This window comes from Sphingosinicellaceae bacterium (assembly GCA_019285715.1).
In the GTDB taxonomy this organism is placed as follows: Bacteria; Pseudomonadota; Alphaproteobacteria; order Sphingomonadales; family Sphingomonadaceae; genus Glacieibacterium.
In genome coordinates, this window is sequence record CP079108.1 from 4,371,553 (window position 1) to 4,396,139 (window position 24,587).

Annotated in this window: 24 protein-coding genes and 1 tRNA gene; 8 read left to right on the forward strand and 17 right to left on the reverse strand. The window is 64.6% G+C overall.

The window, feature by feature from the left end; translation table 11 throughout:
• From KX816_20335 to rfbF, 5 genes are read right to left on the reverse strand one after another with little or no spacing between them, the layout of a single operon-like run.
• The gene (locus KX816_20335; protein ID QXQ06463.1) at window positions 1-924 is read right to left on the reverse strand and encodes an NAD(P)-dependent oxidoreductase; all 924 of its coding nucleotides are present in this window, start codon (window positions 922-924) and stop codon (window positions 1-3) included.
• The gene (locus KX816_20340) at window positions 921-1,562 is read right to left on the reverse strand and encodes a dTDP-4-dehydrorhamnose 3,5-epimerase family protein (GenBank protein QXQ06464.1); all 642 of its coding nucleotides are present in this window, start codon (window positions 1,560-1,562) and stop codon (window positions 921-923) included. Before KX816_20340 ends, KX816_20335 begins: the two co-directional genes overlap by 4 nt.
• Entirely contained in the window at window positions 1,466-2,701 is a 1,236-nt protein-coding gene (locus KX816_20345) for a class I SAM-dependent methyltransferase (GenBank protein QXQ06465.1), read from the reverse strand. The genes KX816_20340 and KX816_20345 overlap by 97 nt, the downstream gene beginning before the upstream one ends.
• Window positions 2,698-3,717: a CDP-glucose 4,6-dehydratase gene (gene rfbG / locus KX816_20350; protein QXQ06466.1), complete on the reverse strand. Its 1,020-nt coding sequence runs from the start codon at window positions 3,715-3,717 to the stop codon at window positions 2,698-2,700. The genes KX816_20345 and rfbG overlap by 4 nt, the downstream gene beginning before the upstream one ends.
• Window positions 3,718-3,764: 47 nt before the next feature.
• Window positions 3,765-4,538, reverse strand: coding sequence for a glucose-1-phosphate cytidylyltransferase (rfbF, locus tag KX816_20355; GenBank protein ID QXQ06467.1), 774 nt, complete (start codon window positions 4,536-4,538; stop codon window positions 3,765-3,767).
• Between the two features lie 143 nt (window positions 4,539-4,681).
• On the opposite strand from rfbF, the gene KX816_20360 reads away from it, so the two are divergent.
• Together KX816_20360 and KX816_20365 are read left to right on the forward strand one after the other, a co-directional pair.
• A complete protein-coding gene (locus tag KX816_20360) occupies window positions 4,682-6,304 on the forward strand; it encodes an oligosaccharide flippase family protein (protein ID QXQ06468.1) in 1,623 nt (540 codons plus the stop codon).
• Window positions 6,301-7,584: a glycosyltransferase family 4 protein gene (locus KX816_20365; protein QXQ06469.1), complete on the forward strand. Its 1,284-nt coding sequence runs from the start codon at window positions 6,301-6,303 to the stop codon at window positions 7,582-7,584. Before KX816_20360 ends, KX816_20365 begins: the two co-directional genes overlap by 4 nt.
• Here the strand turns inward: KX816_20365 and KX816_20370 are convergent.
• Window positions 7,581-8,681, reverse strand: coding sequence for a glycosyltransferase family 4 protein (locus KX816_20370; GenBank protein QXQ06470.1), 1,101 nt, complete (start codon window positions 8,679-8,681; stop codon window positions 7,581-7,583). The two genes, KX816_20365 and KX816_20370, sit on opposite strands and share 4 nt — an antisense overlap.
• Window positions 8,682-8,875: 194 nt before the next feature.
• On the opposite strand from KX816_20370, the gene KX816_20375 reads away from it, so the two are divergent.
• Genes KX816_20375 through KX816_20385 form a run of 3 tightly spaced genes read left to right on the forward strand, consistent with a single transcriptional unit; the run spans window position 8,876 to window position 11,810 of the window.
• Window positions 8,876-10,054, forward strand: a complete 1,179-nt coding sequence (locus tag KX816_20375; protein QXQ06471.1) for a hypothetical protein — start codon at window positions 8,876-8,878, stop codon at window positions 10,052-10,054.
• Window positions 10,054-11,040: a glycosyltransferase gene (locus KX816_20380; protein ID QXQ06472.1), complete on the forward strand. Its 987-nt coding sequence runs from the start codon at window positions 10,054-10,056 to the stop codon at window positions 11,038-11,040. The genes KX816_20375 and KX816_20380 overlap by 1 nt, the downstream gene beginning before the upstream one ends.
• Window positions 11,037-11,810, forward strand: a complete 774-nt coding sequence (locus tag KX816_20385) for a glycosyltransferase (protein ID QXQ06473.1) — start codon at window positions 11,037-11,039, stop codon at window positions 11,808-11,810. Before KX816_20380 ends, KX816_20385 begins: the two co-directional genes overlap by 4 nt.
• A gap of 20 nt (window positions 11,811-11,830) precedes the next feature.
• Here the strand turns inward: KX816_20385 and KX816_20390 are convergent, their stop codons facing one another.
• Window positions 11,831-12,856 carry a hypothetical protein gene (locus KX816_20390; GenBank protein ID QXQ06474.1) on the reverse strand — a complete coding sequence of 342 codons (1,026 nt, stop codon included), beginning with the start codon at window positions 12,854-12,856 and terminating at the stop codon, window positions 11,831-11,833.
• 160 nt (window positions 12,857-13,016) lie between these two features.
• Here KX816_20390 and KX816_20395 point away from each other — a divergent pair, with 160 nt between their 5' ends.
• Window positions 13,017-13,970 (forward strand): class I SAM-dependent methyltransferase, encoded by a 954-nt coding sequence (locus KX816_20395; protein ID QXQ06475.1) that lies wholly within the window; start codon window positions 13,017-13,019, stop codon window positions 13,968-13,970.
• 429 nt (window positions 13,971-14,399) lie between these two features.
• Window positions 14,400-14,759 (forward strand): site-specific integrase, encoded by a 360-nt coding sequence (locus tag KX816_20400; GenBank protein QXQ06476.1) that lies wholly within the window; start codon window positions 14,400-14,402, stop codon window positions 14,757-14,759.
• 108 nt (window positions 14,760-14,867) lie between these two features.
• Here the strand turns inward: KX816_20400 and KX816_20405 are convergent.
• The 8 genes from KX816_20405 to KX816_20440 form a co-directional block, all read right to left on the reverse strand.
• A tRNA-Leu gene (locus tag KX816_20405) sits at window positions 14,868-14,953 on the reverse strand.
• Between the two features lie 49 nt (window positions 14,954-15,002).
• Window positions 15,003-15,284 carry an integration host factor subunit beta gene (locus KX816_20410; GenBank protein QXQ06477.1) on the reverse strand — a complete coding sequence of 94 codons (282 nt, stop codon included), beginning with the start codon at window positions 15,282-15,284 and terminating at the stop codon, window positions 15,003-15,005.
• Window positions 15,285-15,466: 182 nt separating this feature from the next.
• Window positions 15,467-17,242 (reverse strand): 30S ribosomal protein S1, encoded by a 1,776-nt coding sequence (rpsA, locus tag KX816_20415; protein QXQ06478.1) that lies wholly within the window; start codon window positions 17,240-17,242, stop codon window positions 15,467-15,469.
• A gap of 127 nt (window positions 17,243-17,369) precedes the next feature.
• A complete protein-coding gene (cmk, locus tag KX816_20420) occupies window positions 17,370-18,002 on the reverse strand; it encodes a (d)CMP kinase (protein ID QXQ08713.1) in 633 nt (210 codons plus the stop codon).
• Between the two features lie 41 nt (window positions 18,003-18,043).
• A complete protein-coding gene (locus tag KX816_20425) occupies window positions 18,044-19,186 on the reverse strand; it encodes an FAD-dependent monooxygenase (protein ID QXQ06479.1) in 1,143 nt (380 codons plus the stop codon).
• Window positions 19,144-19,791 (reverse strand): methyltransferase domain-containing protein, encoded by a 648-nt coding sequence (locus KX816_20430; GenBank protein ID QXQ08714.1) that lies wholly within the window; start codon window positions 19,789-19,791, stop codon window positions 19,144-19,146. Before KX816_20430 ends, KX816_20425 begins: the two co-directional genes overlap by 43 nt.
• A gap of 35 nt (window positions 19,792-19,826) precedes the next feature.
• Window positions 19,827-20,540 carry a VIT family protein gene (locus tag KX816_20435; protein ID QXQ06480.1) on the reverse strand — a complete coding sequence of 238 codons (714 nt, stop codon included), beginning with the start codon at window positions 20,538-20,540 and terminating at the stop codon, window positions 19,827-19,829.
• The gene (locus tag KX816_20440) at window positions 20,537-21,634 is read right to left on the reverse strand and encodes a type III polyketide synthase (protein ID QXQ06481.1); all 1,098 of its coding nucleotides are present in this window, start codon (window positions 21,632-21,634) and stop codon (window positions 20,537-20,539) included. The genes KX816_20435 and KX816_20440 overlap by 4 nt, the downstream gene beginning before the upstream one ends.
• Window positions 21,635-21,722: 88 nt before the next feature.
• On the opposite strand from KX816_20440, the gene KX816_20445 reads away from it, so the two are divergent.
• Complete coding sequence (locus tag KX816_20445) at window positions 21,723-22,607, forward strand: P1 family peptidase (GenBank protein QXQ06482.1); 885 nt, start codon at window positions 21,723-21,725, stop codon at window positions 22,605-22,607.
• Window positions 22,608-22,612: 5 nt separating this feature from the next.
• Here KX816_20445 and KX816_20450 read toward each other — a convergent pair whose 3' ends face one another.
• Together KX816_20450 and KX816_20455 are read right to left on the reverse strand one after the other, a co-directional pair.
• Window positions 22,613-24,160 carry a cryptochrome/photolyase family protein gene (locus KX816_20450; protein QXQ06483.1) on the reverse strand — a complete coding sequence of 516 codons (1,548 nt, stop codon included), beginning with the start codon at window positions 24,158-24,160 and terminating at the stop codon, window positions 22,613-22,615.
• 108 nt (window positions 24,161-24,268) lie between these two features.
• Window positions 24,269-24,511 carry a hypothetical protein gene (locus KX816_20455; protein QXQ06484.1) on the reverse strand — a complete coding sequence of 81 codons (243 nt, stop codon included), beginning with the start codon at window positions 24,509-24,511 and terminating at the stop codon, window positions 24,269-24,271.
• Between the last annotated feature and the right edge of the window lie 76 nt (window positions 24,512-24,587).

A 24,587-nucleotide genomic window follows, 5' to 3' on the forward strand; every position in this document is an offset into this window, starting at 1 on the left:
TTAGCGACCGGCATCGTCGACCGCAACCGGTCGCCCGGCGGACTGAAGCCGCCGGGCGACTGCATCGGCGATGCCGGCGGCAAGATCATAAACCGGAACAAAGCCGACCTCGTCGCGCAGCCTCGCCACGCTTGCGCCCATGTAGATCGGCTCTCCGGCTTGGGTCGCGCGCGCGCCCAGGCGAACGAGTTCGCTGCCGCCAGCGAGGGCCGACGCCGTCTCGATAAAGTCACGGACCCGGACCACCCGGCCTTGTGCAATATTGACGGCTCCAGTGACATCGCCCGACAAGAAAGCCACCAGCGCCCTGGCAACATCGTCGACGTGCATGAAATCGCGCGATTGCCACCCGGACGTGCAGGCGATGGCCGAACCGGCACGGGCACCATCTACGAGACTGCTGAGCAGGCGGCCGGCCTGCTCGTGCGGACCATAGGGATAAAAGATCCTGGCCCAGCCAAACGACAGATCGAGCGGCGTCGCTGCGGTTGCCAGCAGCTGGTAAAGTGACGCCTTGGCGGTTCCATAAAGCGTGTGCGGACGCAACGGCGTGCGGACTTCGTCAAGCTCAAGAAAGCCCCAGTCATATTCCGCGCACGTGCCGACGCCGACCAGCCGCTTGCCGCCGCCCGCCGCAAAAGCACGCACCAGTCGCAACGATGCAGCGACCCAGTCAAGATTTTCAGGCGCGTGCCAGAACGCCCCTGGCTTGGCGTACCAGGCGAGGTGAAGCATGGTGTCGGCGGCGATGTCCTTGATAATGTCGGGCACTGCGCCGAGCAGGTCGGCACGGTGCACGTTGCACCCTGCAACGGGCGCGCCCTCACGCGTAAGCAGATGAACGTCATGGCCTGCGGCAATGAGCAGCGGCACTACGGCGCGACCGACGAAGCCGCTGCCACCGGTTACCAGGACACACGTCATGTCGCACCCGAATTGGCGACGAAGTCGGGATATGTCGCATCGCGCGCGGAGATGACCGCCGGCCTAGCCGGCCAATCGATTGCAAAGGCCGGATCGTCCCAGCGCAAACCGATTCCGACGTCACGCACGAACGGCGTGCCCATGTAGTAGACTAGGTCGCTATCCGCGGTCAGCGTCAGAAATCCGTGCGCGCAGCCCGGGGGAATGAAGAACAGCCGGTTGCCGGTTGCCGCGAGATCGACCGTGACGACGTGACCGTACGTCGGCGATCCTGACCGGACATCGACCGCAACATCGAAAATCCGCCCTCGGACACACTGCACGAGCTTTGCTTCGGCGTACCGTATATCCTGGGTATGGAGCCCACGAAGCGTGTGGCCCGCGGTGTTGCGGGACAGGTTGACCTGCATCGGCCTAAAATCGATGCCGGCGGCAGCAAATTCTTCACCACAAAAGATCCGGGCGAAACCGCCGCGTTCATCGGATCGGATATCGAGCTCGACGATGAACGCGCCCTCTATATCGGTTGCCGCGAAGCGCATCAGTTGATTTGCAGCGCCGGGATAGCGACGACAAAACGCCCCCCCCAGTCCCGGATGCCCGCCATCTGTCGCTCGATCTCGGGCCGGAGGTTCCATGGCAGGATAAGCACGTATTCGGGGCGCGCCTCGATCAGATTTTGCGGTGTGCCTACTGGGACCCGGCTGCCCGGCGCCAGCTTGTTCTGCTTGGCCGGACTAAGGTCTACGATCAGTGGCAACAGGCCGGGATCGACGCCACAGTAGTTGAGGAGGGTATTGCCCTTTGCCGCTGCTCCGTAGCCGATGACCGTCTTGCCCTCGGCTTTTGCCATACGGAGGAAGTCCAGCAGGTCGTCGCGAACCCTGCGTGCCTTAGCGTCGAATCCGGCATAGCCTTCGGGCCGATCGAGCCCGGCAGCGATCTCAGCCTGACGGACGGTCTCGACGCGTGCCGTTCTCGTATGCGCGGCGTCCGCCCGACAGGCGAAGACGCGAAGCGAGCCTCCGTGCGTGCCGAGCCGCTCGACGTCGAAAATGCGCAAGCCGGCGCGGCGAAAGACGACTTCAACGGCGAGCAGGGACAGATAAGTGAAATGCTCGTGATAGATTGTGTCGAACTGCACACCTTCGATCGTCGTCAGCAGGTGTGGGAATTCGACTGTGAAGACGCCTTCCGGCTTGAGCAGGATTGGAATCCCCGCAACAAAATCGTTGATGTCGGGCACATGCGCCATGACGTTTTTCGCAGCGATCAGGTCAGCAGCCTCGCCGCGCTCCGCGAGGTCACGGGCCGTTGCCGTGCCGAAGAAGACCGTCTCGGTGCGGACGCCACGGGCTTCGGCGGCGCGCGCGGTGTTCAGACTGGGTTCGATACCCAGCACCGGGATGCCGCGCTCCACGAAATACTGGAGCATGTAGCCGTCATTGCTGGCGATTTCGATGACCCGGCTGCCAGCATTCAGTTCGAAGCGTTCTACCATATCGGCGACGTAGCCGCGGCAATGCGCCAGCCAGCTGTCGGAGAAGGACGAGAAGTAGGCATAATCCTTGTTGAAGATCGCGTCGGGCGGCACGACCGAGTCGACCTGGACGAGAAGGCAGACGTCGCAAACGCGCGCATGGAGCGGATAGACCGCCTCTGCCCGGCCGGCATCCTCAAGCGAGATGAAGTTGTTCGACAGCGGTTGCCGGCCAAGATCGACCCAGGTCCGGGTTAGCGGCGCGCCGCAGCCGAGACATGCGGGTGGAATAGTCATCGAAGCGCCTCGTATGTTTCGAGCTGGCCGAGCGAAAGCCGGCGAACGTCGTCGCCGGCATCGAAGCCGCGGAACCACTCGGCGGTCCAGCGCAAAGCATCGCGGGCGGCGAGCCTGGGACGCCAACCCAGCGAGTGTTCAGCAGCGGTTGCATCCAACGCCAATGCCGTCATCTCAGGAGGATGGTTGCCGGACGTGCTCTGCCACGGCCGGTCGGAACCCAGACTTGCCGCCATGATCGCCGCAACTTCGGCGACGCTGATACGGCTATCGTCCCGGTGGGGTCCGAAATTCAGCGTCTCTGCAACCTTTCTCACGCCTGACAGATGCTCTGCGTACAGCAAATAGCCTGCGACCGGGTCGAGCACATGCTGCCAGGGACGCGTCGCTGTGGGATAGCGCAATTCAAGCGTTCGCCCAGCGTGGATCGCCCGCCATACGTCGGGTACGAGCCGGTCGACTGACCAGTCGCCGCCGCCAACGACATTGCCGGCCCGGGCCGTCGCCACCTGGACATCCGACTTCGCAAGAAAGCTTTGGGCATAGCTCGCGGTCACGAGCTCGCAGCACGCCTTGGACGCCGAATAAGGGTCGCTGCCGCCTAGACGATCAGCCTCCACGAACGCGACGCCGTCGCCCTCGTTACGATAAACCTTGTCGGTCGTGACAACGAGCACTGCCCGCAGGCGTGCACAATGGCGAGCTGCCTCGAGCACGTTGACGGTACCCATGATGTTCGTCGCAAAGGTCTCGACAGGGTCATCGTAGGATCGCCGGACCAGCGGTTGTGCCGCCATGTGGATGATCACGGTCGGATCGGCGGCAGTTACTGCGCCGGCCAGCGCCGCCCTGTCGGCGAGGTCGGCGATCGTTGAGTGCCCATGCTCGAACGGCGAAAGTCTCGAAAACAGGTCGGGAACGTGATCGGGCGCGAGCGCATAGCCATGAACGGTTGCGCCTAGCCGCTCTAGCCAGAGCGACATCCACGACCCTTTGAATCCAGTGTGCCCGGTCAAGAATACAGTCTGTCGCGACCAGAATTTCGTATCAGGCAGCCGCCCGGTCAACGCCAAGCCTTCCACGGCGCCCGGCCCGCCTGCCACAGCTCCTCGAGCAAGTTCTTATCGCGCAGCGTGTCCATGGGCTGCCAGAAGCCGCGATGCGTGAATGCTTGCAGTTCGCCAAGCGCGGCGATCTCGGCAAGCGGCGCGCCCTCCCAGCTCGACATGTCATCGGTGATGTAATCCAGGCATTTCGGCGACAGCACGAAGAAGCCGCCGTTGATATAGCCACCGTCGCCCAGCGGTTTTTCGAGAAATCCCGAGACGGTGCTGCCGTCGAGCTTGAGCGCGCCATAACGCCCCGGCGGCTGAACGGCTGTTACCGTCGCCCATTTACCGTGCTGGCGGTGAAACTCAATCGATGCAGCGATATCGATGTCAGCGACACCGTCGCCATAGGTGAAGCAAAAAGCTTCTTCGTTTTCGATATATGGCGCGACGCGCTTCAGGCGGCCACCGGTCAGCGTGTCTTCTCCGGTATCGACAAGAGTCACCCGCCAGGGCTCGGCCTTCTTGTGGTGAACTTCCATTGTGTTCGCCGTCATATCGAACGTCACGTCCGACATGTGCAAGAAGTAATTTTGGAAGTATTCCTTAATCATATAGCCGCGGTAGCCGCAGCAAATCACGAACTCATTGACGCCATGCGCCGAGTAGATTTTCATGATGTGCCACAGGATCGGCTTTCCGCCGATTTCGACCATTGGCTTGGGTTTGAGATGGGTCTCTTCCGAGATTCGCGTTCCAAGTCCCCCAGCGAGAATCACTGCCCTCATCGCTGCGGCACCCACGCCAGCCAGCCAGTTTTAAAACGCGACATCACAATTCCAAGGCAAGCGGATTAGCGCGCCGACTACCGACGGTCCCCCGCTAAGGCAAGCCCCAGACTGCCGATCGGCAATTTGACAAGCCTTGGCCGTTGCTCGACAGCGTCGTCAACCAGGCAGCCGCCGGCCGCCATAGGCACCGTAATGCTACAGCGATGGATCTGGAGTTTAGCCTAGCCATGGCCGTCAAGAGAAATATACTCGCAAACTACATCGGGCAGGCGACGACGTCATTGCTAGGCATCGTCTTCGTTCCGGTCTACATTAGCTATCTCAGCATCGAGGCCTATGGTTTGGTCGGGCTTTTTGCCGTGATCCAGGTCTGGATGTCTCTTCTCGATCTCGGCATGACGCCGACGCTCGCGCGTGAAATGGCGCTGTTCAAAAACGATGCAGAGAGCACGCAGACAATCCGGGACCTGCTGCGCAGCCTCGAGATCGTCTTCATCAGCTTGGCGTTCGCAATCGCGCTGTCGATCGCCGTTGCCGCCCCCTATCTGGCGACGCACTGGATCAATCGTGGGCATCTCTCGCAAGCGACGGTGACTCACGCGCTGACTATTATGTCGCTCGTTATCGCCTTGCGTTTCCTCGAAGGGATTTATCGGAGCGCACTCGTCGGGCTCCAGCAGCAGGTGTGGCTCAACAGCGCCAGCGTCGCGCTCGCCGGGCTGCGGGCGCCGGGCGCTATCGCCATACTCGCGTTTGTCTCGCCGACCATAGAGGCGTTCTTCGTCTGGCAGGGCGTGATCTCCCTGCTGACCATCGGACTATTCGCGGCGAAGGTTCATTACGCCCTGCCCGCCGCGCCGCGCCCGGCCCGCTTTTCAATGGGCGTGTTGATCAGCATCCGGCGTTTTGCCGGCGGAATGTTCCTGTTGGCGCTACTGTCGGTGATGCTGACCCAGGTCGATAAACTGCTGCTGTCGCGCCTGCTGCCTCTCGGACAGTTCGGCGTGTACATGCTGGCTTCCACGGTTACCGGCTCAATCTATCTGATTGTCGGACCGATAACGCAGGCGATCTATCCAGCCTTCGTCCGGCTGGCCAGCTCGAACGACATTGGCCACCTCAGCCGGAAATATCATGCGGCAGCGCAGCTCGTCACGTTGTTGCTGGCCCCTCCGGTTGCGCTGCTTACGGCCTATCCTAAGGCAATATTCTTCGTCTGGTCCAATAACGCGCAACTCGCGACGCAAACCGGGCCTTTGCTAGCGGTTCTGGCCGTCGGCACGTTTCTCAACGGTCTGATGCACGTCCCTCATCAACTCCAGCTCGCCTATGGTTGGACCCGGCTGTCAATCGCGAGCAACATTCTTGCCATCGCGCTGCTGATGCCGGCGCTGTTCTGGAGCGTGCCGCGATACGGAGCCATAGCTGCGGCGATGATTTGGTTGGTGCTCAACGCGTCGTACCTGGTCTGCCAAATGCCGGTGATGCATCGCCGCCTGTTGCCCGGCGAGCTTCGCGCCTGGTACCTTAACGATGTCGCGCTGCCGATCCTCGGCACCGTAATCGTCGCCGGCCTGGCTCTGCTCATCCGCCCGGACGCGATCGGCAACCGTTTCGAATGGCTAGTGTTTCTAGTCGTGCTGGCCGGGTTGACGCTGTCTGCCTCGCTGCTTTTGACAGCAACTGTTCGACATCAACTTTTTCTGGCCATTCGGGTGGTCCGGGCCAACTGGACACGCCGCGAGAGTCTCGAGCAACGATGATGCTGACCGTTTACTACGACGTTAGCGAGTTGCTGCTGCGCGGGTTGAATACCGGCATTCAGCGCGTCGTTCGGCAGATTGCCCGGGCCAGCACCGAGGTCGGCCCAGAGTTCGAAATTCAAATGGTGCCGATTGTGGCACTGAGTGATCGCTTTCATCGTCTAGCTGCGTCCGGGTCCGCCAAGTTGTTCGAGGCGGCGGTACGCCCCTCGGAAGCGCGGCTGACCAACGACACCAAAGTCACTCGGCTGATCAAACGCGGGCTTGCGCTGGTCCCTCCGGTTTATGAAGCGCTGTCGAAGATCCACACCGATCGGAAGATCCGTCAAGTCCTGTCTGCCCTCGCCGACGACGGCGCCATCGACTTCACGAAGCACGACACGATCCTGTTGCTCGACTCGTTTTGGGGTGGCTGCACAGCCGTCGATGCCGCCGTCCGGGCGGCTACCACGGGCTGCCGTATCATCCCGGTGATCTATGACATGATCCCCGTCAGCCATCCGGAGTTCTGCGAAAGCCGATTGCCCCGTGCCTTCATCCGGCAAGTCGCCAAGGTTTTCCCCGTCTCTGCACAGATTATGTCGATATCACAATTCAGCGCGGTTGAAATCGAACGTTTCCTGGCGGCGAGCGGTTTCCGCATACCGGTGGCGCACTTCTACCTGGGTGCCGACCTCGATCAGCCGGGCTCAGTCCCGCAACCGCCGCGAGCCGACGACTGGCCCGACGGCCTGTTGGACAATAACGGGCGCATCTTCCTCATGGTCGGTACGCTTGAGCCCCGCAAAGGCCATGCCGTCGTCCTCGATGCTTTCGAGCGCCTTTGGGCGTCCGGGCGTCAGGATGCACTTCTGATCATCGGCAAGATCGGCTGGAACACCGAGGCGTTTCTCGCGCGTTGCGCTGCTCACCCCGAACAGGGCCGGCGGCTATTTCTGGTCCATGGCGCGACGGACGCCATGCTCGCCACGGCGTTCGATCTGTCCTTCGCCGCGATCTTGGCCTCCACGATCGAGGGTTTCGGCCTGCCGCTGGTCGAAGCCCTTCACCGCGGTGTCCCGGTGATCGCCTCAGACATCCCGGCGTTCCGGGAAATCGGCACGGTCGGGGTCGACTTCTTCCGGCTAGGCGATCCGTCCGACCTGGCTCGAGTGATCGCGACGATGGATGACGTTCGCCGACGAGACGGCAAACCAGAGACAGGCTTCACGTGGCTCGACTGGCACGGTTCAGCCCGTCAAATGCTGTCCCGGATTAAGCCAATCGTAGAGGCCGGCTAACGCAAGCTCGACTGCATGACCGACCATAATCGCGCGGCCGCAGCCATTGGGTCGTTGTCGATACTCCCGACAGGGCGGCGCTTGCACCCGGCCGGGCTCGCGGTCAGCCCTGCTAAGCAGGCCGCAATTCCCTCAACGGTCGGCGCAAAGAAGGTCGCGTAGCCGGCACTCGCCTCGCGCAGCGAGGGTATGTCGGAGGCGACGACTGGCGTGCCGCACAGCTGTGCCTCGACGACGGGCATGCCGAAGCCCTCGTAAAGCGGAGCGAAGACGAAGTGGCGCGCTCCAGTATAAAGCGCTGGCATGTCCGCCTCAGCGACATAACCGAGCGTGCGAGCAACTCCGGCAGCTTCGGCCTGAGCCACCGCCTCGGTGATCTCGCCGTCGAGCCAGCCCTGGCCTCCCGCGATGATCAGCGGTGGCACGGCGATGCCCTGCTCCTGAAGGCGCAACATCGCCCGGATCAGCGAGACCAGGTTTTTGCGCGGCTCGAGCGTACCGATGGTCAGCAGATACTCGGGTGGAAGCGCGTATTTATCGCGGACGACTTTAACCACTGCTACGGACTGGGGCCGATAGGCCGCGCTGACGATCGGCAGGATTACTTCGTCCGGGGCTCGGCCATAGAGGCGCGCCATGTCCGCAGCGGTCGACTGCGAGATCGCCATGACACGGTCGGCGGCGCGGACGGAATAGGGCTGGTCGAAGTGGCGGGTCAGGCGATTGACCCAGGGCGAGGCGTCCCCGGCTAGCAGATAGACCAGGTCATAGATGGTGATCACCGTTCGCATGCGGCGCGGGCGAATGATCGGCAACAGGCCATTGGCACCCCAGAAGATGTCGGGCCGATCGGCCTGCAACGCGGTCGCAAGCTCGGTGTTGCGCCAGACGATACCACGCCTAGGCCGACCGACGACGCGCGGGATGGCACGCGGCAGCTCGGGCATGTCGAGCGGGCTGTGCGAATACATCAGCAAACGGATGTCTCCAGCGACCATGTCAAGATGGCTCAGCAGGTTGACGATATAATTGCTGATCCCGCTGCGGCGGACCGAAAACGCGGTCGCTTCAACGCCAATCGTCAGTGTTCTGGTCATTCAAGCGTCTTCCGGTCAATCTCGTCGACGCGGCTCTAGACGATCCGCGAGCTTCTCACACCGCTTCCATTGGACGGCAAAGACCTGCTAGCACCTCAGCCATGGAAAGAGGCGGAGTTATAGACAAACGGGAGGGTCCGTCCGGACGCCGACGGCGATCGAGCGTGCCGCCACTCGGTGCCATGCTGCTTACCGTGGCGCTGCTCCCGGGGCTGGTCTTCTTTGTTGGTGCGGCGTCGTCTCTGGCGGCCGGTGCTACGCTGGCGGCCGGCGTCGTCGCGTTGCTAGCCGCAGCCTATCCAAACCGGCTGAAGGCACCTCTGCGGGCGAGTGCCGCGGTGTTTGCCGCCCTGGCGATCCTGATCTGCTTCCATCTCGCGGTGTCGGGCCTGTTTCATCCCGTCGACATCGAGCATGCACTGGCCTCGTTCGCGCCGCTGCTGGCGATCATGATCGGCGGCAGCGCGTTGGCCTCAACGATCGGAACGGCCCCAAGCGGCAAGATCGACGGGGCTATGCAACTGGTGTTCTGGACGATGTGCGGGGTTGTTGTCCTGCAGCGCATTGGGTTCGCGCCGCCGTTCTCCGATCGCTATATAAAGCCTTTTTTTCCGTTCACCGAACCATCGCACTTTGTCCTGGCCTTCATGCCCTTTTATACTTACGTCTGCCTCGTCGCCTCGTCGTCGCGGCGACTGGCCTTACTGCTGCTCGGCCTCGTCCTCGTACTGGCGCTCGAGAGCCTGACGCTCGCCGTCGGCTGGGTCTTCGTGGTGGTCGCGTGTACGCGCGGGCTGCTATTACCTGCCGCCATCGCGGCGATTATGGTCGGTGGGCTGAGTGTTGTCGACCTGAGTTATTTTGTCGACCGTCTCGATTTCAGTGGTGGGTCGCAGAATCTATCGACGCTGGTCTGGCTGCAAGGCTGGCAGCTGACCGATGAGGCTTTTCGCGCGACCGTCGGTTGGGGAGCCGGATACCAGCAGCTCGGGTTGCAGGGGACTAACACCGATATTTCAAGGCTGATCTACGTACTCGTCGGAAGCGACGCGAATATCTTCGATGGCGGGTTCAGCGCCGCCAAGCTGCTCAGCGAGTTCGGCGTCATTGGCATCGGCATCCTGGCCGGCCTGATGTTCCTTGCCGGGCAATCGATGCTGGTCCTGCGGGCCATTGCCAAGTCGCCGGCCAGCGTCCCCAGGGCGACGCTGTTCGTCCATTCCGTCTTCGTGGGCTATCTTGTTGAGCTATTTGTCAGGGGTGCGGGCTATTTCACCGGGTCGGCAATATTGCTCGTCGCCGCACTCCACCTGCGCGCTCGGTTGGCCGGCCGGCAGCGCAACATCGCAGTCCCGGCTGCGCTCGCCACGTGATGGATCTGATCGTGAACGGCACGGCGATCGCTGGCTCTTCCCTAGGTGCGCGCCGCTACTATGCCGGCGTGATGGCGAACCTCGACTGGCCCGGACACGTCGAGGTCGCGGTGTTGACCGGCAAGACGGCCCGGCTGCGCGAGATGTTTGTTCGAGGGCGGCCCGACGCAATCTTCTGGTCGCCGTCGCACCGCGGCCCGTTGGTCGCTCGCAACCATGTTGTCACCGTTCTCGACTGTATCAATATCGAGCATGTCTATCGCCACGACTGGCGCCTGCCGTTGTTGAAAGCGATCTTCGCCCGCTTGCTCGACAATGCCCGGTCGGTAGTGTGCATCTCGAACGCCACCCGCGACGCGGTCCTGCGCAACTTCGACATCGATCCGGCCAAGGCGATCGTCATTGCGGGGCCGATAGACATCGAGCCCAGGCTCGCGGCTGGCCAGATCCCCGAAAATGCACGGCAGCCGAACGACTTCGTCCTACTGGTAACCAATGCCCTGCCGCATAAGAATACCGACCGAGCGGGCGAAAGCTTCGCCGCGAGCAGTGCCCGCGCGCGCGGCATCGGCCTGAAGATCGTCGGCTCGATGGCTGCCCCCGGCCTGGCAGCCTGTCATGACGCCGGCGTCCGTGTCGAGCGGCACAGTAATGTGCCCGATGCGCTGCTCCAGCACTGGGTACGACATTGCCGCTTCGTCTGGTCGCCGACGCTCGCCGAAGGTCTGAACCTGCCGATCGCTGAGGCACTTTCGCTCGGTGCCGACGTGCTCTGCTCGGACATCCCGGTGCATCGTGAATTCTACGACGGCGACGTCGCCTTCTTCGACCCGCTGGGTATAGGTGCGATGGTCGACGCGCTGGAGAGTGCCTTCGATCGACCGCGCGGTTGGCACTCGGGACCCTCGACACGGCCACGGCCCGGGTTGCGACAGGTCGGGCGCCAGTACCGCGACCTGTTCGAGTCGCTTGCCGCATCCGCATGAGTGACGACGCTCTGGCGCACGACCTCACCTTGTCGGTGGTCAGCCATGGTCACGGCAGGCTGCTGACAAGCCTGATCGACGATCTTAACGCGCAGGTCGCGCTGGCTGGCATTAAAGTCATCGTCACTCTAAACATCGCCGAGGAACTGCCGGTCGACCAATACACCAACCTCCGGATGGTCGTGATCCGCAACAGCTTCCCAAAAGGTTTTGGCGCAAATCACAATGCTGCGTTTGATCGCTGTACGACGCGCTGGTTCGCGATCCTCAATCCCGACCTCCGGATCGCTGAAACCGAGCCATTCTCTTCGCTCATCAAGGTTGCAGCGACAGTTCCCAAGGTCGGGGTGCTGGCACCGCGCATCGTGGCGAGCAGCGGGCAGACCGAGGATGCGGTGCGGACCAACTTGACCCCGTTGTCGCTATTGTTGCGTAGATGGGGCCGGCGGGGGCCTGAAACGCCGGATCTGCCGACGCGACATGGACGACCCTTCTATTGGCTTGCGGGCATGTGCCTGATGTTTGACGCAGCGGCCTTTGGCCAGGTCGGCGGATTTGACGAGCGCTTCTTCCTCTACTGCGAGGACTATGAAATCTGCGCCCGACTTTATGCGCACGGCTACTCGCTTGCAGTCGATCGACGAGCGAAGATCGTCCACGACGCTCAGCGCGATAGCCACCGGTCCCTGAAGCACCTGGTTTGGCATGTAACCAGCTTGCTGCGCGTCTGGACGTCTAAATCATTCTGGAGCGTGACGTTTAGCAGATAAGCTCCGCTCGGATCGGCGGTTCAGCGGCTGGCGATGCGCCCTCGGGCCCGGAATGCGGCGAAAGTCGGCATTAACAGCAAGACATAGGCGAGCCAGACAACGAGACCGCCGAGCGCCGAAAGTGCCAGAATGATAAGCGGGCGCGGGCGCGTGGGAATCGGGGAGACCCATGCCCCGCCGAACGTCTCCACCGCGTAAGAAGCGTCGGAGCTGGCCATCATTTTGGTCTTTTCGTAGCTTCCGAGGACCTGGAACATCGACATGCGGTAATCTGCAATCTGGATTTCGTTCAGCCGCCGCTCCAGATAGGCAATATAACTGCTCGCGCGAGCGAGCGCCTTCTCACGCAGGAACGCATCGGCCGCCGCGTTGATCTGGGTTAGCATATATGCAGCAAACTGGGGGTCGTCATCGCTAAATGCGAGCGTCGTTGCCAGCTTTCGTTTGTCTTCAACGATACTGATATTGCTTTCAAAAAAAAGTTTGAGGTCCGATGCATCTGGCGGATGCCAAGGCCGCTGTCTTAAACCGAAAATGGCCTTAGCCGAAGACGACAGACGCCCCAGAGCCGATGTCCGCTCTCGCCACGTTTTCAGCCGCTCATCCCACTGGCCGCGGAAAACAGAGTGCATGATACGCCGGTCATGGCTCAACCGCTCTGCCACCGGGTAAGAGGTCACTGCCTCCTGGTACATCGTGTAGGCAGGGCTCGCCTGGTTAGAGATATTGACGCCGACCAAAGAGCCGAGGCTAGCTAGCTCACTGCCTGATTTCGAGCCGCTCTGATCGGCGGGCTGCACAAGCAGTTTCGCCGTGTATGAATACTGGGCGGTGTGCAGGTACGCGACCGCCGTTCCAACGAACGCGACGATGATAACCAGTCCCAGCCATTTGTGCCGCCACAACCTCAAACCCCAGCCGACAAGATCAATCTCGTCGGAAGCAACATCATCATCAAGAGTGGCGGCCAGCATCAGTCTGCCCTTATCCGACACCGGAAGAAGCGCAAGCGCTAAGGCCGCTCCAGCTTTTCGCAACGCCATCATCGAGGCTCGCCCGCCGGCCGGCGCGCATGCGGTGTGCTTCGCCGGTCAGCAGAGGCACCTTACGACCTATAGTGTTGTCCGAGGATGCCGGCTTGGCTAGGACGCGTGTACGGACGCGCGCCGCGGTTGCGACCATGTCCACACAATGCGGAGAATTCCAATGTCAATCCTTCTGCAGAGCGTCAAAGCCGCAAACCGCGTGATTGCGCCGTTCGGAGTTCGGTTGGCGAGAGCTGGAGCGCCCAGCGCCAGTGCGAGCAGCGCGCCTCCGATGACGTATCCCGCTGGTTTTAGCCGTGCGCAACTACTCAGGTCTTTGATTTCACTCAAAATGGACCGCCCAGCACCTGCAGAGCTTCGCGCTTATGCCGAGGCCGACTGTGACCGTTTCATCTACACTTTGGGGATGGTTCCAGAACATGGGGGTAGTGTCTTGGAGATCGGCGCTAATCCCTATTTTACGACAATTCTGCTAAAGCAGTTCCGAAGCTTCGATATCACGATCACGAACTTCTTCGCGGGGCTGAAGTCTGAAGCATTTCAGGACATTAGTTACACAACAGTCTTTAATAAGCAAATAGAGGAAAGGCTTAACTATTGGAATGTCAATGCCGAGTCAGATAAGCTGCCATATGATACTGACTCGTTTGACTTAGTACTATTCTGTGAGGTATTAGAGCACATGACAAACGATCCGGTCGCTGCACTGACTGAAATCAAGCGCATTTTGCGCCCCGGAGGTCAGCTTATCCTTACAACCCCGAACGTGGCTCGAACCGAGAATGTTGCGAGACTGATTGCTGGCGAGAATCTTTATGATCCCTATTCGGGCTATGGTCCCTATGGCAGGCACAACCGTGAGTATACTGTCGCGGAGCTGGAGAGATTGATGATCTTCTGTGGCTTCGAGCGCGAAATATTATTTACTGGTAACGTATCTTCGACTCTGCGCGACGGATCTTCCTTAGTCGAAGACGTCATCAAAGCGACGCGAACGACGGACGGCGAGCTAGGGCAATATATTTTCTCTCGGTGGCAGAACGCTGGACCCATAAAGCGCGGAAAACCAACTTGGCTCTATCGAAGTTATGCTTCCGAAGAACTGGCAGACTGATTCTGTTTTATGTAGCTACGCGATATTTACGGCTGATCAAAGTCAGCGTCTCTCTCTCGGCGGTAATCTGCACTGACTTTAGCCGACAGGATACATTTGACAGTGTCAGAGCACTACCGGAAGGCGCGCAAGGATGCGGGGGCCGCTGATGCCACAATCAACCGAGAGTTGGCGGCGCTGAGCCACTGACTGCGCTCAGCAGCGCGGTGGGGTTGGATCAAGCGCGACGACTTGCCGGCGATCGATAAGGTCCGGGAGGGGCAGGGTCGGATCGTGTCCCTTAGTCCGAAACAATGTGCCGATCTGATCAAGGCCGCCGTCGCCGATCCGGATATCGACCTTTGGCTGTTTGTCGCGATCGGGCTCAGTACGGGCATGCGGCACTCATAGACCATACGAGTCCGATGGGCCGAGATAGACTTTTCGAGGTTGCGCATCTTCGTGCCGCTAGCCAAGGCTGGCAGCCGAGAACCGCCCATACCCGCCGAGCTGGCCGAAACGCTTCAAGCTGAGCGGAAGCAGCGTAACGACCAGGAAGGGTGGGACTTTCCTGCCCAGTCGAAGTCGAGCAAGAGCGGGCATCGGCGCCACCTTGACCAGTCTTTCAAACGCGCCGTGCTGGCGGCCGGACTTGATCCGAAAGTCGTGACCCCTCACGTTATGCGGCACACTGCCGTCACGCGCCTGGTCAAGTCGGGGGCCGACATACCAACGATTATGAAGATCAGCGGGCTTAAAACGGTCACGATTGGTGCTGCGTTGCACCCACGTCGACTCTGTCCATATTGACGCAGAGGCCGGTAACGCTCGGAATGAGTATTCCGGGCACAACTCACAGAGAATTCACCACGCCAAAAATCGCGCTCCCCGCCAAGGTAGCCTAAGCCAATGATTTCGTGGTGCCCGCGGCCGGACTCGAACCGGCACACTCGAAAGAGCGGGGGATTTTAAGTCCCATGCGTCTACCATTCCGCCACGCGGGCCACGCGCATCGATGCAGCGGTGCGTCGGAAACGCTGCCTCGGAACGTCCTTACGCGGCGTTGAGGCGTTCGCGTAAGTCCTTGCCGGGCTTGAAATAGGGAACGCGCTTGGCGTCGACGGCAACGGCAGTGCCGGTGCGCGGGTTACGCCCGGTCCGGGCTTCGCGGGCGCGGGTCGAGAAGGCTCCGAAGCCGCGCAGTTCGACCCGTCGGCCGGCCGCGAGCGACGCCACGATCTCGTCGAAGATCGTCGTGACGACTCGCTCGACGTCGCGCAACGTCAGATGTGGATTGGCGACGCCGATCGCCTGCACGAGTTCCGACCTGATCATTGCGCATCCCCGCTGCAAATATCCGGGCAGGCGTTACCCACGCCCGGTTTACGCGACCGTAACGACCGGTCAAGCACCGGACTCTACACTAGCATGTTTTGTCGTTGTTTAACAGCGCCAAGGCGCCGTTTCCGCCCCACGAAGGTGCCGGGCGAGCTCGCCGCTCGCCCGGCATACTCCGATTACTCCGCGTCGTCGGCCTTTTCGGCATCGTCGGCCTTGCTCGCGTCGCCGGCCTTCGCACGGTTCAACGCCGCCCCGAGGATGTCGCCGAGCGAAGCGCCCGAGTCCGAAGACCCGTACTGCGCAACCGCCTGCTTCTCCTCGGTGATCTGCATCGCCTTGATGCTGAGCGCCGGCTTCTTGCCCTTGTCGAAGCCGATTACCATCGCGTCGACCTTCTGGCCGACCTGGAAGCGCTCAGCACGCTGCTCGTCGCGGTCGCGGCTGAGATCGCCACGCTTGATGAACGCCAGCGGACCGTCCTCGCCGACCTGGACCTCGAGGCCGCCATCGCGGGCCTCGATGACCGTGGTCGTGACGATCTGGTTCTTGCGGAACTCGCCGCTCGACGAAGCACCGCCGCCGATCGCGACACTCGCCGCGCCGCCCGAGACCTTGGTCTCGTCGAGCTGCTTGATGCCGAGGCTGATGCGCTCCTTCTCGACGTCCACTTCGAGGACGACGGCGCGGACGCGCTCGCCCTTGTGGTGGGCGGCAAGCGCCTGCTCGCCGGTCAGGCCCCAGGCGATGTCGGACATGTGGACCATGCCGTCGACGTCGCCATCGAGGCCCACGAACAGGCCGAACTCGGTGGTGTTCTTGACTTCACCCTCGACGATCGTGCCGACCGGGTACTGTTCAGCAAAGACCTCCCACGGATTGCGCTGGGCCTGCTTGAGACCGAGCGAGATCCGGCGCTTGTCCTCGTCGACCTCGAGGACGATGACCTCGACCTCCTGGCTGGTGCTGACGATCTTGCCGGGGTGGACGTTCTTCTTGACCCACGACATCTCGCTGACGTGGACGAGGCCCTCGATGCCGGCTTCCAGCTCCACGAACGCGCCGTATTCGGTGATGTTGGTGACGCGGCCCTTGTGCTTCGAGTCCACCGGGTAGCGCTCGGCTGCGGTGGTCCACGGATCGGCCTCGAGCTGCTTCATGCCGAGGCTGATGCGCTGGGTCTCGCGGTTGATGCGGACGATCTGGACGCGGAGCACGTCGCCGATGTTGAGGACTTCGCTCGGGTGGCCGACGCGCTTGTAGCTCATGTCGGTGACATGCAGCAGGCCGTCAATGCCGCCGAGGTCGACGAAGGCGCCGTAGTCGGTGATGTTCTTGACGGTACCGTCGACGATCTGGCCCTCGGCGAGGCTCTGGATCAGGCCGGTGCGCTGCTCGGCGCGGCTCTCTTCGAGGATCGAGCGGCGCGACACGACGATGTTGCCGCGCTTGCGGTCCATCTTCAGGATCACGAACGGCTGCGGCAGGTTCATCAGCGGGGTGACGTCGCGGACCGGGCGGATATCGACCTGCGAACCGGGCAGGAAGGCGACGGCGCCGGACAGGTCGACGGTGAAGCCGCCCTTGACGCGGCCGAAGATGACACCCTCGACGCGCTCGTTGGCGGCGTACTGGGTCTCCAGCGTGTCCCATGCGGCTTCGCGGCGAGCGCGGTCGCGCGACAGCATCGCTTCGCCCATCGAGTTCTCGACGCGGTCGACGAACACTTCGACTTCATCGCCGACGGCGATCTCGGCCTTCATGCCCGGGGCTGCGAATTCGCGGAGCGGCACGCGGCCCTCCGACTTGAGGCCGACATCGATGACCGCGAGGTCATTCTCGATGGCGGTGACGCGGCCCTTGACCACGCGACCCTCGAAACTCTGGTTCTTGCCGAGCGAGCTCTCGAGCATCGCTGCGAAATCGTCGCGGGTCGGTTGCGCCGCAGTTGCCATAAATCTGTACGTCCCAGTTCGATCGAGCGGCACCATGCCCCTCGTTCCACGCCGTTCGCGCCACACCATGCGGCGCGCCCATAGTCTGTTCCCTCGGAGAGGGGTCGTTCCGATCAGCGCTGTTTGATTAGCTGGTCCGGGAGGTCGCCGCTGCTACCAGCGCAATCGCCCGTTGAACGGCGGCGTCTATACCGAGTTCGGAGGTATCCAGCAAGGCGGCATCCTCGGCACGATGGAGCGGTGCCGTGGCGCGGTTGGAATCGCGGGCATCGCGCGCCGCGATGTCGGCGAGGACGGTGACGAAGTCGCGCGAGTCGCCGGACGCGCTCAGCTCGGCATGGCGGCGGCGGGCACGGACATCGGGCGAGGCGGTCACGAACAGCTTGGCGTGCGCGTGCGGCGCGATAACCGTGCCGATGTCGCGACCGTCGAGGACCGCGCCACCGGGCTGGGCCGCGAAGGCGCGCTGGCGCTCCAGCAACGCCGCGCGGACGCCGGGGTGGGCGGAGACGATGGACGCGGCCTCGGCATTGTCGCTGCTCATCAGGTCGGGGACGTCGAGCAGCGCTGCGTCGAGGTCGCGGGCGTGGCGCTCGGCGCAAGCCGGGTCGGCGGGGTCTTCGCCCGCGGTCCGCACCGCCAGCCCGACGGCGCGGTACAGCTTGCCGGTATCGAGGTGGGGCAGGCCGTACTCGCGGGCGAGAGCGCGGGCGATGGTGCCCTTGCCCGATGCAGCGGGGCCGTCGACGGCGATGATCAGGGTGCGGGACATCGGGGTCCGCATAGCGCGCCCGGTCCCGTCTACGCCACCCCTGCTCGGGCCAGTGCCGGCGGGCTGACTCGCGTCCACGCCGCCGCCTGCGCCATCGCGTCGGGAACAAGGCCGAGGCCGGTGACCAGCGCGGCCCGGCCGAGGCGCGAGGTGCCGACCCGCTGCAACCATGTCGCGCGGCCGATCTGTGCAGCGCAGTCGCGGCGGAAGCGCGCGGCATAAGTCGCGGCATCGGCGCCTTCCGCGACCGCCTGCGCCGCCAGCCTCGCCGAGTGCAGCGCGATCGACATGCCGTCGCCCGAGAACGAGGGGATGACCCCGGCCTGGTCGCCGAGGCGGAACGCCGGGCCGCCCGCGCGGTCGACGAAGCCGTAGGGGACGCCGGAGATCGTCAGCGGGCGGTCGAGGAGGAGCTCGGCGTCGCCAAGTCGAGTGCGCAGGTGGGGTTCGTGGAGCAGGGCTTCGAACAGCCCGGCCCAGCTCGCTCCGGCGGCATCGAAGCGCGGACGGTCGACCAGCAGGCACAGGTTGGCGACCCCGTCCTCGACCAGTTGCAGCCCGGCGTAGCCCCCGTCGAACAGCACGACCTCGATGTGGCCCGCCAGTGCGGCGCGGGTCGCGGCGCTCACGCGGAAATATTGCTTGAAGCCGATCAGGCCGTCGATGGTCCCGCTCGTGTCGCGCTTGGCCCCGCGGACGTCGTGCTTGCCGGTGGCGAGGAGCAGGGTCGAGGGGGTAAGCGAACCGCCGGAGGTGTCGAGGCTCAACCCGCCGATGCTGCGAACCGTGACCCCGCGCTCGACATTCGCGCCCGCCGCCACGGCATGGTCGAGCAACGCCTCGTCGAGCCGACGCCGGGTGATGCCGACCGCCTTGAACGGCAGCCGGCTGGCGACGATGCGCTTGCCCGCCACCAGCCGCAGCCGGTCGATCGGCGCGCCGCCCAGCCGCGCCACGTCGAAGCCGAGCGCCGCCAGATGCGCCTGCGCCTCGGTCGACAGGAACTCACCGCAGATCTTGTCATGCGCCCCCGCGCTCTTCTCCAGCAGCAGCGGGCGCCCGCCTGCCTGCGCCAGCAACGTCGCCGCCGCCGCTCCCGCCAGCCCGCCGCCGACGATGACGGTGCCGGTCACCGCACCCGGCCGACGCACAGCCGGAACGGCAGCTTCCACGCGACGGTGACGATCCTGCGGTCGATGCCGGCCGAGGCGAGCAGCCGCTCCCAGTCGGCGCGGCGGAAGCTGCGGGTCACCGACACCGCGCCGTCGTGGCGGACGAAATCGTGCCAGCGCGCCGCCCAGCTCAATAGCTGGAAGCCGCGCCATGCCAGCCAGTGCCGGTGCAGGTCGTTGACGAACCAGCCGCGCCCCGCCGCCTGCTCCATCCAGCGCAAGAACACGACCAGCCCGGCGTCGTCCATGTGATGCGCGGTCAGCGAGCTGACGATGAAGTCGAACCGCTCGGTCAGCGCGAAGGCATCGCCGGTGCGATAGTCGATCGTCATGCCGGCCGGGGTCACGGCCTGCGCGGCAGGCGCACTGCGCGGGTTGATGTCGATGCCGGTCAGCCGCGCCCGCGACCCGAACTTGCGCGCCACGGCCCGCAGCATGTCACCGTCGCCGAAGCCGACATCGAGGACGCTGAAGCTGTCCATGCCTGTCGCCGCCTTCGCCAGCCACGCCAGCGTCGGCGGCCGCGCCATCGTCACCGTGTTGACCTTGGCGAGATCGTGCATCACCGCGGCGAACACCTCGGGCGCGACGTCGTCGCCGTCCATCCACTCGGGCGTCGAGGCGCGGACGGCGAGGCTACTCACACCGCGGCTCCGATGACCCGGCCGATCCCGACCGTCACGCCCATCGCCAGCGCACCCCAGAACAGGACCCGGAGGGTCGGCCTGAGCATTGGCGCGCCGCCGGCCCGTGCCCCGACTGCGCCGAGCACCGCCAGCCCGGCCAGCGTCACTGCGAACACCACCGCCGACAGCACGGCCGCCGGAGCGAGCGCGACCGTGGCGATCGGCAACGCCGCCCCGATCGCAAACGAGGCCGCCGATGCCAGTGCCGCCTGTACCGGCCGTGCCGCCGTGGTGTCCGACAGGCCAAGCTCGTCACGCATGTGGGCACCGAGCGCGTCGTGCGCCATCAACTGGTCGGCAACCTGACCGGCGAGCGCCGGATCGAGGCCGCGCTCGACGTAGATCGCGCACAGCTCGACACGCTCCGCGGCGGGATCGACCGCCAGCTCGTGGCGCTCGAGGTTGCGCTCAGCCGCCTCGATGTCCGCCTGCGAACTGACCGAGACATACTCGCCCGCCGCCATCGACATCGACCCGGCGACCAGCCCGGCAATCCCGGTCACCAGGATCTGGCCGGGCGCGACCGCCGCAGCGGCGACCCCGACGATCAGGCTCGCGGTCGACAGCAGCCCGTCGTTGGCCCCGAGCACGGCAGCGCGCAGCCAGCCGATCCGGGTGATCCGGTGTTGCTCGTGCCGCTGGTGACTCCCCCGCGTGGCGGCGCTCACCCCACCGCCGTAAAGCGGAAGCTCTCCGCCGCCAGTCCCGGGCCGAAGGCGACGCCGAAACCCTCGCTCGCCTTGGCGACCGACTTGCCGATCTGGCCGAGGATGCGGTTCAGCACGAACATGATCGTCGCGGAACTCATGTTGCCATAGTCGCGGAGCACGCCGCGCGACCAGTCGAGCTTCCCCGGCGGAAGGTCGAAGCCGCTCTCGACCGCATCGAGGATGGTCCGGCCGCCGCCGTGCACGGCCCACAGGTCGTAGTCCGCCGGCCTCGTGCCGCGCAGCAGCCCGCCGTCGTCGTTGCGGTCGTTCTCGTACTTGAGCGCGCGCGCGATCTTGCCCGGGACCTCGCCCGACAGGTGCATGTCGAAGCCCTGGTCGCCAATCCGCCAGGTGATCGCCTCGCCTGAATCCTCGATCGTCGCGGCGCGGTAATCGCGGAGCGCGAGGCCGGTCTCGTCCGCAGTGATCAGCGTCGCCGCGCAGCCGTCGCCGAACAATAGCAGCGACAGCAGCCGCTCGAGGTCCTGCGTCTCCTGGAAGTGCAGCGTGCACAGCTCGAGGTTGACGACGAGCACCCGCGACTTCGGCTCCGAGCGGACGAAGTGATGCGCCAGCCGGGTCGCGTTGACGGCGGCATAGCAGCCCATGAAGCCCACGACCGTACGCTCGACCGACGGGTTGAGCCCCGCCAGCTTGACGATCAGCTGGTCGAGCCCGGGCGCGATGAAGCCGGTGCACGAGGCGACGACCAGGTGCGTGATCCGCTCACGCTCGCCGTCGAGGCCGAGCGCATCGATCGCCGCCATCGCCAGCTTGGGCGCGGTCAGCTCGAAACGCGCCATCCGCACGCCGGTCGAGGGGTAGGCCCCGGGAACGTAGAAACCTTCGGTGTCGGAGCCGAAGCCGTCGGGGTTGTCGACCGGCTTGAAGTAGGAATAGCGGTGGTCGATCCCGGAGCGCGAGTTCATGCGCTTGAACACCGCCTGGTCGCGGCGTTCGTTCAGTACGCGCCCGGCGAACTGGACGAACGCATCGTGGACGTCATGGGGCGGCGTCGCGGTGCCGATCCGGTTGATATGCGCCTGCGCCATGCGGAACTCCCTTGGCGAGGACACTAGGCCCTCGAACCTTAACGAGACAGTATTAAAGACTGGCTTGGGCGGCGCGCCGTGATGCCGCATGATCGCGGTGATGACAGACCGCTTCAGCGACGTACACGGACTAGACGTCGGCCATGCCGACGACCCGCACGCCCGCACCGGGGTCAGCGTCATCCTGCCCCACGCGCCGGTGGTCATGGGAGTCGATGTCCGCGGCGGCGCGCCCGGCACGCGCGAGACCGATGCGCTGGCCCCCGACACGCTGGTCGAGCGGGTGCATGCGCTCGTGCTCAGCGGTGGCTCGGTGTTCGGGCTGGCGGCGGCGGACGCGGTCGCGGTCGCGCTGTCGCGGCGCGGGATCGGGCTGGAGGCCGGGCCGTTGCGAATCCCGGTGGTGCCCGCGGCGATCCTGTTCGACCTGACCAACGGCGGCGACAAGGGCTGGGACGAGCCGCCGTACCGCACGCTGGCGCTCGCCGCGATGGGCGCGCTCGACGACCGCTCGGGGCCGGTCGGCGCGGGAGCCGGCGCAAGGGCAGGCAGCCGACCCGGCGGTATCGGCAGCGTTTCCGTGCTCGCGCCCTCGGGCCACCGGGTCGGCGCGCTGGTCGCGGTCAACAGCTTCGGGGAGGCCTATGCCGGCGAGCCGCCGTCGGGCGACGTGCCGCTGCCCAAGCTCGACCGCGCCCGCAGCCTCGCGGGGCGCGAAAGCACCTGCATCGGGGTCATCGCCACCGACGCACCGCTGACGCGGGCGCAGGCGACGCGACTGGCGGCGATGGCGCACGACGGCCTCGCGCGCTCGATCCGCCCGGTCCACACGATGTTCGACGGCGACTGCCTGTTCGCGCTGTCGACCGCGCCTGAGGGCCTGGCGCCGGTCGACTCGCTGGGGCTCAGCATCCTCGGCACGCTCGCGGCCGACATGGTCGCGAAGGCGGTCCGGCGCGCGGTGTTCGGCTAGCGGCCTCAGCCGGTCCACGCGCGCGACCGCGCCGGCAGCTCGGCCAGGAACGCCGCGGCGCTCGCCCGCGTCTCGGCCTGCCGCTCGGGCGTGAAGCGGTCCCAGCCGTCGTACATCCGCCACAGCCGCTGGTTGCCTTTGAGCCGGTCGCGGTGGCGCGCCAGGAAGTCCCAGTACAATGCGTTGAACGGGCAGGCGTCGGGGCCGACCTTGGCTTTCACGTCGTAGGTGCAGCGCTTGCAGTGATCCGACATGCGGTCGATGTACGCGCCGCCGCCGGCATAGGGCTTGGACCCGAGGATGCCGCCGTCCGCGAACAGGCTCATGCCGTGGACGTTGGGCAGCTCGACCCACTCGTACGCGTCGGCGTAGACGATGAGGTACCATTCCTCGACCTGGCGTGGCTCGATGCCGGCCAGCATGGCGAAGTTGCCGAGCACCATCAGGCGCTGGATGTGGTGGTTGTAGGCGTGGCTCTGGACCTGCCCGACCGACTGGGCGACGCACCGCATCCGGGTCTCGCCGGTCCAGTAGAACGCGGGCAGGTCGCGGGTGGCGTCCAGCGCGTTGCTCTCCGCATAGGCGGGGCCGGCGTGCCAGTAGATGCCCCGCACATACTCGCGCCAGCCGATGATCTGGCGGATGAACCCTTCCGCGGCGTTGAGCGGCACGTGGCCCTCGGCGTAGGCGCGCGCGGCGGCGTCGACGACCTCGCGCGCCTCCAGCAGCCCGCAGTTGATGTAGGGGCTGAGCGCGGCGTGCCACAGGTGCGGCTGCCCCTCGATCATCGCGTCCTGATAGTCGCCGAAGCGCGGCAGGGCGTTGGCGAGGAAGTGGTCGAGCGCCAGCAACGCCTGCGCCCGCGTCACCGCGAAGCCGAACGGCTCGAGGTCCCCGAAGTGGCTGGGGAAATGCGCGCCGACCAGCGCCAGCACGTCGCGGGTGATCGCATCCGGCTCGAACACCGCGACACCGGGGTAGTTGAGCCCGCGCGGCGGCGTCTTGCGGTTGTCGGCGTCGAAGTTCCAGCGCGTGCCCACCGGCTTGCCGAAGCTCATCAGCAACCCGGTGCGCTTGCGCATCTCGCGGTAGAAGTCCTCCATGACCAGGCGCTTGCGGGCGCCCGCCCACTCCGCGAACTCCGCCTTCGAGCACAGGAAGCGGTCGTCGGGGAGGATCTCGACCGGCACGTTCAGCGCCGCCGCCCAGCCGTCGAGCATCGCTTGCACCCGCCACTCGCCCGCCTCGACGACGCGGATGCCGCCCGCGCCGTGCCGTGCCAGAGCTCGCGAAACCTCGCCGGTGAAGCTGCCGGTGTTGCCGGCTGCATCGAGCGTCACATAGTCGACCGCCCAGCCGGCCTCGCGCAGCTCGTCGGCGAAGTGCCGCATCGCGCTGAACAGCAGCGCGATCTTCTTCTTGTGGTGGTGGACGTAGGTCGCCTCGTCCTGCAACTCGGCGAGGAGGACGACGGTGGCGTCGGGGTCGAGCCCGCGCAGGCTGGCGACGCCGTGGCTGAGCTGGTCGCCGAGGATGGGGACGAGGGTCTTCACCCGGCCGGTGTCGGGGCGGCATCCCCCCAGGTCAAAGCGCAGATGGTCGCGGCGGCGCTGCGCAGATGGTCGCGCCCGCGGATAGCCGCGGGCGCGACCCGTCAGAGCCTAGCGATACATCCACTGGTTATGGTGGCGATAGCGCGACTGGTAGTAGCGGCCGTTGTGAAAATAGCGGCCGCGACGGTGGTTGTTGTAGCCGTGCCGGTTGCGGTGGCCGTTCTGCCAGCCGTGGCCACGGTCGTTGTGGTAGCCGTGGCCGCGGTCGTTGCGGTCGTGATCGCGCGCCGTGGCCGGCACCGCGGCGAGCATCGCCAGCGCCGCAGCGGCGCCGAGTAGCTTGATGAACATGTGTTCACTCCCTCGTTATCCCGCCGCTGTCTGCAGTATCGCGGCCCGGCGGGTCAGGGGATAACGCGCGAAACGA